Origin of the sequence: Albidovulum sediminicola, assembly GCF_025751575.1 — a bacterium.
Lineage (GTDB): Bacteria > Pseudomonadota > Alphaproteobacteria > Rhodobacterales > Rhodobacteraceae > Albidovulum > Albidovulum sediminicola.
Genome location: NZ_JAOWLA010000036.1, coordinates 1 through 10,455, shown reverse-complemented (window position 1 = coordinate 10,455; position 10,455 = coordinate 1). Strand labels below are relative to the sequence as shown.

Annotated in this window: 11 protein-coding genes and 1 pseudogene; 7 read left to right on the top strand and 5 right to left on the bottom strand. The window is 62.5% G+C overall.

Features of this window, described 5'->3' with window-relative positions; translation table 11 throughout:
- Positions 1 to 411 (bottom strand): annotated as a pseudogene (locus OE647_RS19685) (Crp/Fnr family transcriptional regulator); the annotation flags it as partial.
- A 167-nt stretch (positions 412 to 578) separates the two neighbouring features.
- Here OE647_RS19685 and OE647_RS19680 point away from each other — a divergent pair.
- The 3 genes from OE647_RS19680 to OE647_RS19670 all read left to right on the top strand — a co-directional run bounded on the left by OE647_RS19680 (position 579) and on the right by OE647_RS19670 (position 2,932).
- Positions 579 to 809 (top strand): hypothetical protein, encoded by a 231-nt coding sequence (locus OE647_RS19680; protein WP_263723481.1) that lies wholly within the window; start codon positions 579 to 581, stop codon positions 807 to 809.
- A gap of 311 nt (positions 810 to 1,120) precedes the next feature.
- Entirely contained in the window at positions 1,121 to 1,465 is a 345-nt protein-coding gene (locus OE647_RS19675) for a helix-turn-helix domain-containing protein (RefSeq protein WP_412174982.1), read from the top strand.
- A 258-nt stretch (positions 1,466 to 1,723) separates the two neighbouring features.
- A complete protein-coding gene (locus OE647_RS19670) occupies positions 1,724 to 2,932 on the top strand; it encodes a glycosyltransferase family 2 protein (protein WP_263723480.1) in 1,209 nt (402 codons plus the stop codon).
- 56 nt (positions 2,933 to 2,988) lie between these two features.
- Here OE647_RS19670 and OE647_RS19665 read toward each other — a convergent pair whose 3' ends face one another.
- A complete protein-coding gene (locus tag OE647_RS19665) occupies positions 2,989 to 4,578 on the bottom strand; it encodes a hypothetical protein (protein WP_263723479.1) in 1,590 nt (529 codons plus the stop codon).
- A 440-nt stretch (positions 4,579 to 5,018) separates the two neighbouring features.
- Between OE647_RS19665 and OE647_RS19660 the strand changes: the two genes are divergently transcribed.
- The gene (locus OE647_RS19660) at positions 5,019 to 5,963 is read left to right on the top strand and encodes a flippase-like domain-containing protein (RefSeq protein ID WP_263723478.1); all 945 of its coding nucleotides are present in this window, start codon (positions 5,019 to 5,021) and stop codon (positions 5,961 to 5,963) included.
- Here OE647_RS19660 and OE647_RS19655 read toward each other — a convergent pair.
- From OE647_RS19655 to OE647_RS19645, 3 genes are read right to left on the bottom strand one after another with little or no spacing between them, the layout of a single operon-like run.
- Complete coding sequence (locus OE647_RS19655) at positions 5,960 to 7,108, bottom strand: glycosyltransferase family 4 protein (protein WP_263723477.1); 1,149 nt, start codon at positions 7,106 to 7,108, stop codon at positions 5,960 to 5,962. The two genes, OE647_RS19660 and OE647_RS19655, sit on opposite strands and share 4 nt — an antisense overlap.
- A 2-nt stretch (positions 7,109 to 7,110) precedes the next feature.
- On the bottom strand, positions 7,111 to 8,004 hold the full coding sequence (locus OE647_RS19650; RefSeq protein ID WP_263723476.1) for a class I SAM-dependent methyltransferase: 894 nt from the start codon (positions 8,002 to 8,004) through the stop codon (positions 7,111 to 7,113).
- Positions 8,001 to 9,101 (bottom strand): Gfo/Idh/MocA family protein, encoded by a 1,101-nt coding sequence (locus tag OE647_RS19645; RefSeq protein ID WP_263723475.1) that lies wholly within the window; start codon positions 9,099 to 9,101, stop codon positions 8,001 to 8,003. Before OE647_RS19645 ends, OE647_RS19650 begins: the two co-directional genes overlap by 4 nt.
- A 329-nt stretch (positions 9,102 to 9,430) precedes the next feature.
- Here OE647_RS19645 and OE647_RS19640 point away from each other — a divergent pair, with 329 nt between their 5' ends.
- The 3 genes from OE647_RS19640 to OE647_RS19630 all read left to right on the top strand — a co-directional run bounded on the left by OE647_RS19640 (position 9,431) and on the right by OE647_RS19630 (position 10,252).
- Complete coding sequence (locus tag OE647_RS19640; protein WP_263723474.1) at positions 9,431 to 9,583, top strand: hypothetical protein; 153 nt, start codon at positions 9,431 to 9,433, stop codon at positions 9,581 to 9,583.
- Between the two features lie 8 nt (positions 9,584 to 9,591).
- Entirely contained in the window at positions 9,592 to 9,750 is a 159-nt protein-coding gene (locus OE647_RS19635) for a hypothetical protein (RefSeq protein WP_263723473.1), read from the top strand.
- Positions 9,751 to 9,901: 151 nt separating this feature from the next.
- A complete protein-coding gene (locus OE647_RS19630; RefSeq protein ID WP_263723472.1) occupies positions 9,902 to 10,252 on the top strand; it encodes a DDE-type integrase/transposase/recombinase in 351 nt (116 codons plus the stop codon).
- The last annotated feature ends 203 nt before the right edge of the window (positions 10,253 to 10,455 follow it).

The following is a 10,455-nucleotide window of genomic DNA, read 5'->3' as shown; positions in this document are numbered from 1 at the left end:
TCGCCTCGTCCCTTGACGCCGCCCAGAGTATGGCGGTCGCCAGGCGAGGGGTCTGCGCAAACGCATCGAGGAGGTCGCTCGTCAGTACTTCGGCAGCCTCAATGTCCACGATGGGTTCGAAACTGTGGTCCGACGTGCGCAAAAGAACGCTCCGCAATCCTAGAAAATCCCCGGCATCTGGAAATCGACGATCTGGCGCGTCCCGTCCGCCTGGATCTTGTAAGAACAGACCCAGCCCGACGACAGGATGTAAGCCACCTGGCCCGACTGCCCCTGATGTACCATGTCCCGTCCGGCGATAAACGTCCGCCGGCGCCGGTGCAGAAGCGCGAGCAGGGCAATCTCCGCTTCCGACAATGCAACGAAGGCGGAAAGCTTGCGTATCAGGGGGCTGTGCGCCTCGACGGTCATGCGCTCCCTCGACGGCTGAGCGGGTCATGGTTGATGCATTAGCGAAAACTTCTGGCCCAGCCACTGCTTCAAATCAGTCCATCCTAGCACATTTTCTGCAACAAAGGTGCGGATCACCCCGGCGCGCAACAGCCATGCACGCCAGTTCGCAGCGAGGAGCGCCCACGATGCCCGACCAGAAAGATCATGCCGGCATGGCGGCCCTGTCGATCTGCGAAGCGCTTCTGCTGGCGATGAACGACCGCAAGGTGCTGCCGGAGCGGGAGATCATCGGGGTTCTCCGCGATGCCGCAGCAACCCATGAGAACGACACCGGCCCGGACGCGGAAATGCACCGAGCGGTTGCGGCTCTCATCAACCGGATCATCGCCGGTGGAAACGCCGTGCGCAGGTCTTGACCCCAACACGCTCCACCACCGAGGATCCCAGATTGCCTTTCCGATCCGCTTCCCCATTGCCCCACCCGCTGCTTCAACCGCCCGACGATCGGGACATGCCTCCCGGCAACGACGGGCTTGATGGCGATGTGCGATCCGCCCGTTGGGATGAGGAACGACGTCTGGGCGCATGACCGGGTCTGCGACTGGACCGACCGAGGGCTCGGCGTCCTCACGCTCACACCCTACGACGTCTGGCGCCGTTTATAGGATTGTACGGTTAAGCGAGACATGTTCGGCAATCTCCGTTTCGGAGAGGGAGGATGTATTTCATGACCAGCGATCAGCGAGAGATCCGCCGCAAGCTGCGCATTCTTGCGTATGCGGAAGCGACCGGGAATGTCGGCAAGACATGCCGGTACTTTGGGATCGGCCGCGCCAGTTTCTGTCGGTGGCGTCAGGTCTATCAGGCTCAGGGAGAAGCTGGGCTGCTCAACAAGCGGTCTGTGCCACACAATCATCCCAACAAAACCCCGCCGGCGGTCGCCGAGAAGGTCCTGCACCTTCGGTGCAAGTACCACCCAGACGTGTTCGAATACATCGAGCGGTTCTACAACCCGAAGCGCAAACACACGAACAACGGTATACTGTCGCTCGTTGACTTCGAGATGAGGTAGCAGAAACCGACCAAGGCGGGTGTCTAGGAAACTAGGGGCACCTCAGACGTCTACCTCGGCCGCGGTTCCAAAATCCTGAAGATTAGAGAGGAGACCAAGAAGCAGACAATCCGAAACCGCCGCTTGCAGCACCAAGCCGCTGCCGCATAAACTCAAACAGAAACCCAACCAGAGCCTCCGTTAGAAAAGCGCCTCAGCTCTCCGGAAAACTCTGACGACGGACAAGCAGCAAGTGATAGCACTTCGAAGGCACGGAGAATGACAACGAATAGCCCCGTCGATGTGTCCTTTGTCATGCCATGCCTCAACGAGAGCGCAACCCTGGTCCAATGCATCGACGCCGCGAAACAAGCCATCGCCCGGCTGGAAACCGATTTTGGGATGTCTGGCGAAATCTTGATCGCCGACAACGGCAGCACGGATGGCAGCCAGGACCTGGCCCGTTCGGCAGGTGCGCTAGTCGTTGACATAAAAGAGCGCGGCTATGGCGCGGCGCTGCGAGGTGGGATCGCGGCGTCGCGCGGCCGGTTCATCGTGATGGGCGACAGTGACATGTCCTACGATTTCCGGCAGGCAGTCCCAATGATCGAAAAGCTGCGCGACGGCGACGATTTGTGCATGGGGTCGCGCTTCAAGGGTGAAATCCTGCCCGGTGCGATGCCCTGGAAGAACCGTTACATCGGAAATCCGGTACTCTCCGCGATCCTGCGGCTGCTCTTTCGCACCGCGATCAGCGATAGCCATTGCGGCCTGCGTGGCATCACCCGGGAAGCCTTCGACGACCTCAAACTCACGGCGAATGGAATGGAATTCGCCTCCGAGATGGTGCTGAAAGCCGCCCTGAGGCGGCTGAAGACCTCCGAAGTGCCCGTGACCTTGTCGCCAGATGGGCGAGGCCGTCCGCCCCATCTAAGCCCCTGGCGCGATGGATTTCGCCATTTGTTCTACATGCTCATGCTCAGCCCGAGTTGGCTCTACCTGCTGCCGAGCGCCATCCTGTATGTGGTGGGGTTCACGATCCTGGTCAACCTGCTGGCGAACCCGGGCGGCAACATGGTTCAAATCGGCCGCATTCAGATCGGCGATCACTGGACGGTCGTCGGCGCCTCCAGCCTGATCATCGCGACACAGACAGTGATCTTCTGGCTTGCAACGCAGATCACCGGAATCCGGAGCGGGTACTTCCCGGCGACACCGACAATCAACCGGGTGTTGGAACACTCGACACTGGGCACCTGGATTCTCGCCGGTTTGGGGGTCGGGACGCTTGGCTTTGTCTGGGTCGCCTCGATTGCGGCCGGCTGGATTTATTCGGGCTTCGGACCGCTCGAGCAGATGCGCCCCCTGATCACCGCCTTCACGGCCGTCGTAATCGGCGCACAGCTCTTCTTTGGCGGGTTCCTGCTTTCGATCGTTGCCGGCAACAAGCTCAGGCATCGCGTGTCAGTCTCTCCCGACCACACATAAGCCACGGTGGGGGCCGCCCCGACGGCCTCTCTCTCCCGTTGGAATATCGAGTACGCCTAAGGTTTCAGGGGCCGGCTTGGCTCAAGCAGGGTTCCAGTGGGAAGTCCGAGCGCGATCAGATCGTTCGCGGTCATTATTCGTATGTCCGTGAACCGACCGCCGAACAACGGGGACTTGTTCTGGAAAAGGAACACGGGTCGGTTCCTGAGGAACGGATCGTTGCGCACGAAGTCGGCGCCGTACCAGAGTTCGCGCGGGTCGATGACGACCGCGTCAGCGTCGAGCGCCATTAGCTTGTCCTGCACCGCGGCACGCGGCGTGACCTTCTTCGCGATCTGAATGCCGCGCATTGGCACGAGCACGACGAGCCCGAAGATGATGAGCCAGACGACCAGCGACTTCATACGGCGGAGCCCATCCGCGTCCGCCAGCGAATAGAGTGCCCCCATCCCGAAAATGACGAGGGCTCCAAGGACCGGATGGTAGTAACGCGCACCCCAAGTATGTGCCTGGTTCGGCATCAAGATATGCGTCACGACAACCATCGTGAGGACCGAGGCTAACGCCGTCGCCGGAACCACGCCCAGCGACCGGAGGCGAAACATGCCCAGCAGGAAAAGCGGCGGCAGCGCGGGGGACAACCAGACCAGGAAACGCCAGATACTCACCAGGAGGAGTTGGGTATGAAACCCGCCTGCGTCGACAGCATGGGTTGCATCCCAGAACGACAGGTAGTTGCGGAGATATTCGATGTCCCGCAGGCTGCGTGGCAGGGCCGACGCGTCGCCGGTCTGGAGCCAGACCGACACCTCGGGCCAGGTCACCCAGAGCGGAAGGGCCGTGCAATAGGAAACAAGGTACGGCAAGGCAAAACGGCGATCGCCAAAATATCCGAGCAGCATGCCGATCCCGAACGGGGCGACGAAGAGGATGTGGACGTGAACCTGATGCAGTCCGACCGCAAAGAATCCAAGTGCGGCTGCAAGGATATGCGTGGCCCAGCGCCTCTTCAGGAACAAGCTCAGCCAGACCATGTTGAATGCAAGATGGGCGGCAAAGGCGAACCCCGCGCCGCCGATCCCGAAGAATTGCGCGCTCGAGATCAGCAGCGCCGCGGCAAGGACCGGGGCGGAGCGCCGGTCGGGAAACACCTGCCGGGCGACGGAGGCGGTCGCGAAAACGCTGATCCCGTCCAGCAATGAATTCAGGATCAGCGTCTCATAGGGCTTGGGGAACAACGCCAGCAACATCGCGTGCACCGGCCGGTAATGCGATGCCCAGAGCAGGCGCGATTCATCGACGTAGGTGAAATACGGTTGGGCTCGTCTGGCGAGGTCGAGGTCGTCGATCGACGCCAACAGCTTCCCGGCACGGAATATGTCTGCCTGGAAGATTGGCATGAATTCGTCGACCGAGAGATCGAAGTTTTGAAACGCCAGGACCCGGAAAACCGCGGTGAGCGCGACCGCCAGAACCGCCGCCGCGAAAACCGCATTGCGCCCGTGCGGCAGGTCCGGCGTCCAGCGCCTCGACAGAAGGACCGCGGCCAAAATCATTGCGGCACAGATCGGCCCGACCCAGACGTCTTGAGCGGCAAACAGGTGGAACGTCACGGTTTGCCAGAATTCGCCCGATAGCAGCCCCATGGATGCCGACTGGTATCCGATGACAAGGGTCTGGATGCTGATGACCCCCGTCAGGATCAGCGACCATCTCAGCGACACCGGAAACGCGGGTTGGCCCGTCGGGTTTGACAACTGACTCCTCCCGCGTGATGGTCGGCCCCGGCAAGATGCGGCATCATGAAACACCGCACAACCAGTCCAGGAGCCCGCGGTCCCGAGCCTGTGGGATTGCTGCCCTGCCGTGTCCTTTTTGCACCTGCCATGGCGGACGTCGCCCGTGGCCCCAGCGAGGCAATATGATCACGAGACCCCGTTCGCTATCTAGCGCAGAGACGAACTGATCATCTATGGGCATGACGAAGGCCAGTCCAATATTCAACGTGGTCGCCACCATCAGGCCGGGCGCGCGCGCCGGTGCCGCCGCTCCGGGGTGTCCACTTCGCCGGCTCCGGGCCTGAGCCATGGCTGGCCAGCGCCTCTGGATCGCCGTGTCGTTCTTGCTGGCCATCGGCCTGTTGGTGGCCTTGTTCAAGTGGCTTGGCGCCCAACCGGGCGACGTCACGGACATGCTGTCCGGGCTGACGTGGTGGACCTTCGCCGGCTTGGTCCTGTTGACCGCGGCCAACAAGGTACTGGGCGCATGGAAATGGCGCGCGGCAATCGCCGGCATTTTGCCGGGGTCCGCATCGCTGTCGATCGTCGATATGGCCGAGGCAACCGCCTGGGGCTCTCTCTTCGGCCAGTTGCTTCCGCCACAGATCAGTGCCGGGTTGGCACGATGGGCCTTTGCACGCCGAGTTCATACGGGCCGGTCGATCGTTGGCACGACGCTGTACGAACAGCTTTTCGACCTCGTCGTGCTGCTGTCCGCCGCGCTTGCCGGAATCGCGGTCATCGCGGGCGGGTTTTCGGGCCCGTTCCTGGTGATCGGTTTCATCGTCTTCCTCGCGGTCACGCTTGTCGCTCTACGTCTCTCGCTCCTGGCCATCGAGAGATGCCTGAGGTTGATCCCGCACCCCGGGCTCCACGCCTTGGCTGGGGCGATCAGTCTCGCTCGGAACGTACCGGCCGCCACCCAGGTCAGTCTGAGCGCCCTGTCCATCGTCCGTCTGGTGATCGTCACCGCGCGCGCCTGCCTGGCGGTCGCGATCTTCCTCCCCGGGATCGACATCTGGACGGTTGCGCTCGGCTATCCGATTGCTGGCCTTGCGATGGCGGTCCCGATCTTTCCCGCAGGATTGGGCCTGGCCGAATGGACATGGGCCGGTCTGTTTGTCCTTGCTGGCGCTGCGGCAGCACCGGCGGCTGCGGCCGGTGTCGCGTTGCGGGTGGCCAACATCCTGGCCGTCTGCGCCGTCATCGCGGGATTTCTCGTCGCGCGCCTTGTGGGCAGATTCCAGGCCTAGGCGCGCCGGAGCGCCCGCAGAACCTCAAGATGGCGCGCGACAGTGGTGGGCCAGCCATAGCGCGCGTGAACGGCCTCCGACAGCCGCCGACGAGCTTCGGGTTTGCGTGCCGCGCAGTCGTCGAGCACCGCGTTCAGTTCGATGAGCCAACGATTCGTGTGCGCGGCAAGATCACCGGGATCAACCGGCGCATTCCGGACGAACTCGCGCAGGGCGCGGTCGGCGGCCATCGTTTCGGACGAGCAGATCACCGGAAGGCCGGTGGACAGAGCCTCCTGTATGACCAGCGGAAACCCCTCGCCGATCGAAGGCAGAAGCAGGCAGTCCGCCGCCCGGAATAATGCGCACATCTCCTCGGGGGTGCGGGCGAGGGTCACGCGCACGTTGTCCAGCGCCCAGTCGCGCGGGTCGATCGGCCCCCAGCCTGCGAGCACGAACGCGACGTCTTGGCGGCGTACCGCCATGTTCCGTATCAGCTCCAGCCCCTTTCGCGCTACGAAACGGCCCGCAAAAAGAGCCACCGGCACGTCGTCCGCAAGATCAAGCGCGGCGCGCTGCGACCGGGTCGCGGTGTCCTCCGACGGGGGGGTGAAGACGGTGGTGTCGACGCCATTGAACACGATCTTGGCTGGCCGGCGAAAACCAACCTCCCGATATTCGTCTGCGATGCGTTCGCTGATGAAGACGACCTGGTCAGCACTGGCAAGCATGGACCGCCCGACCAGCTTGTCGCCAATCCACATGAGTGCCCGGAACATGCGGTTCGTGAACCGGATCGCGCCGACATGCTGAACGATGACGATGGGCCGCCGGTACCATCGTGCGGCCAGGAACGTGGCGATGTTCCCCAAGTAGAGCGTGTCATGAAGCATGACCATTTCGGCCCCACGGACCGCGCGCCAAGCTGTGCGGACCGCCCCTGGCCACCAGATTGGCACAGGCACCCCGGTCTTTTCTTCAATCCAGTTGTTTGCCCGAACCGAAATGAGCGAGACGCCCGGAATTTCGTCGGGCCGCGAGGCGTCGGCGGCCAACCAGTTAACCACGATGCCGTTCTGCGACAGATGGCGTGCCAACTGACCGGCGACGCGCTCCGCGCCTCCGCGATGGGTCTCGAAAAAGGCGCTGACGATCAGGAGCTTCATACTCACGGTTTTCGCGCCGAAACGAGCAGGCATCCATAGCGATCATCGGTGCCGGGATTGTCCAGCACCCCACCCGCGACGATGCGTGCCCAATGGCGGCTCCATCGTGCAATCCCACGGTTGGTCTCCAGCAGCCCCCCGGCGGAGCGATCATCGGACCGTGTCAAACGTTGCATCCGATATAACAGTGCGTTGGTTGCCCCGAGTTTCTGCAATACGCCCGCTGTCATCGCTGAGAGTTTTTCCCAACGCTCCACCTGGGCGCGATTGAAGTAGGGTGTCGCGGAGCAGCCTGCAAAGCCATGTTTCGAGAGCAGTGCCGCCCATCCCGCCGCATCGAGGTAGTTCTTGTGGGCGAGCCGGGCGTTCATCGTGGTGACGTAAGCTTCACGGGCGGCCCCGGTCCTGCCTTGCGCTTTCAGAAGAGTCTGGAATGCCGGTGCAGGAACCGTCGCGATCAGGTTTCCGCCGGGACGAATGATGCGGGCGCACTCCGCGATCGTGGCGTCGAGATGGGTTAGGTGTTCAAGTACCGAGTTGGAGAATACGAAGTCCACCGAGCTGTCCTCGAGGGGCATGTCCTCGCTGCCACTGCAGAACGTTCTCCGATACACGCCGCGGCGCTCGGCGACCCGGACCTCGCCGTGGTCATAGTCTAGCCCGTCCAACTCGGGTCGTTCACCGGCATAGCGCAGGATCATCCCGGTCAGGGCACCGTCGCCGCAGCCGAGGTCGAGGCCGCGGCCTGTCGGCAACCCGGCCTTCAGAACCTCGCGGATCTCGACGGCGCGCCACAGCGCCGTCGCCGGCTGGATCTTGTAGAGCCGGGAGAGATCGGCCAGAAGCTCCATCTCCGTCGGAAGAGGCTCGGCGGTGCGGCGTCCTCCCTCTGTCATCGTCGCTCCTTCCCGCCCAGGTCGACGCAATGTTCGACGATGTCGGCCTGCATGTGCTGGACGTCGCGCGCATCCTGCGCGGAGATCCCCTCGGGCTGCTGCCGCGAGAGCGCGGCGGCCGCGAAACGCCTGAATACCTCGTCGTTACCGTAGACCAGGGTCTTTCGCAGATGCCCCCAACCGCTCGTGAGATGCTGCGCCCAGTGCTGGAAGGTCGCCGTCAGGCTCGTTCTCAGCACCGTTGCGGTCGTATGCGCGCCGTCGTTCGGGAGGCTGACGTAAATGTCCCGAAAAACGTCTACGATACCCAGGCGCCGACTGCCGAAGACCATCAGGAACCATTCGCTGACCGGGCTCTCGAAATTGCAGCTCAGCGTCGCCGGACAGTTGGTTCCACCGCTTCGGAACCGGTAGTGCGCATCGATCCGCGCCGGCGTGTTCAGCCCGATTGTTGACGGCTGCGAGGTCGCTTGCAGAAACTCCAGCGGGCCCGGCGCGACCCGCCGCATCAGGTAGAGCAGGTGCGGGCTTTCATCGTAGAAAAGACCCAGCGGCAGTTCGTCATTCCAGTCCGGAAGTCGCCGTGATGGATTGCCGAACTGGACCGCGTTGATTGCCCGGATCTCGCCAAGCCGCCCGTTGTCGATTTCTGCCAGGAGCCGTCTCGTCGATCTCGCGAACTGGAAGTTGTGGACCACCGCGAGAACCCGGTCCGCCGCGTCCTGCATGGCGATCAGTGAATCGGACTCTTCGCGCGACATGGTGAACGGTTTTTCGGTCAGAACATGCTTGCCCAGGGCGAGCGCCTCGGAAATCAGCGCATGATGGCTGAACGGCGCTGTAGCGACGGCGATTGCATCGACCTCGTCAAGCCACCGGACGTCCGAAAGGCGTTCCGCCTGGGCGTGTCGTGCCAGCTTGAAGCGTCTGGCGACGTCCTCGGCACGCCGCGGCCGTCGGTCGATACCGCCAACAACCGTGATGTTATTCAGCCCCATCATCACCGGAATATGCCGGTTCTGTGCCACCCACCCGAGCCCGATTGAGGCGACACGCAACTGGCCCGTGTGCTGGTCCGACTTCAGGTTGCCACTCATCCTAGACTACTCTGTTGCGCGCCGTGATCCATGTCTTGGGCAGGATCTTGTATGTTGGCAAGAAAATATTGGGATTGGTAGTCGCAGGCAGAACGTAGGGTGCCGCCTGAGCACCTCCCCGAGAATCGGACAGTGACGGGGGCTGCGATCTGAAGGCTGCTGGTCTCCAAGAACGAGGAGATCAGAACATGAAGAAGCGCAGGAACCATGATGCGGGCTTCAAGGCTTGTGTGGCGCTGGAAGCCGTGAAGGGCGAGCGCACCGTGTCGGAACTGGCCGTCGAATAGGGCGTGCATCCGACGATGATCCATCAGTGAAAGAAGGCGCTCTTGGACGGCGCGGCCGACATCTTCGAACGCGACGGGAAGAAGAAGGCCGAGGTTGACGAGGAGACGGCGCGGTCTCTGCACGCGAAGATCGGAGAACTGGCCGTCGCCATCGATTTTTTGTCACGAAAGCTCAAACCTTGGACTGGCAAGTGAGGCGGAAGATGATTGAGCGTCATCACCCCAAGCTGCCGGTCGGGGCGCCATGCCGCCTGCTGTCGATCTTGCGGTCGTCGTCCTACTATGCACCGCAGGGCGAGGCCGAGATGAACCTGGCGCTGATGCAGATGATCGACTGGCAATTCCTGGAAACTCCGTTCTAAGGCGTGCAGCAGATGGCCTGCCACCGGCAGAACGAGGGTCACCTTGTGAACCAGAAACGCATCCGGCGCCTGATGCGGCTCATGCCGATCTACCGGAAACTCCACACCAGCAAGCCCGCCAGGTGGCACAAGACCTACCCCTGCCTTCTGGGTGTGTTGCGGATCGCGCGGCCCAACCAGGACAGGTCGCGCGGACATCACCTATCTGCCGATGCGCCGGGGCTTCCTTTATCTGGTTGCCATCATGGACTGGTTCACCCGCAAGATGCTGGCCTGGCGCATCTCGAACACGCTTGAGGCCGACTTCTGCGTCGAGACGCTGAACGAGGCGCTCCACCACTTCGGCCCGCCCGAGGTCATGAATACCGATCAGGGCTCGCAGTTCACATCCTTCGCCTGGACCGACCGGCTGAAGCGGATCGGGACCCGGATATCGATGGGCGGGAAAGGCCGGTGCCTCGACAACATCTTCATCGAGCGTCTGGCGGTCCCTGAAGTATGACTGCGTCTACCTACATGCCTGGGAGACCGGCTCGCAGGCCAAGGCGGGCGTCGGCCGATGGATCACCTTCTACAACCTGGACTTGCCCGGAAAATGTGGAGAGCACCAACTGAGGAACCAGGAGGTGTTCTATGGGAAACGGAAACAGGCCGACGCCGGAGTTTCGTCGTGAAGCGGTTCGGTTGGCACTGACCAGCGGCCGG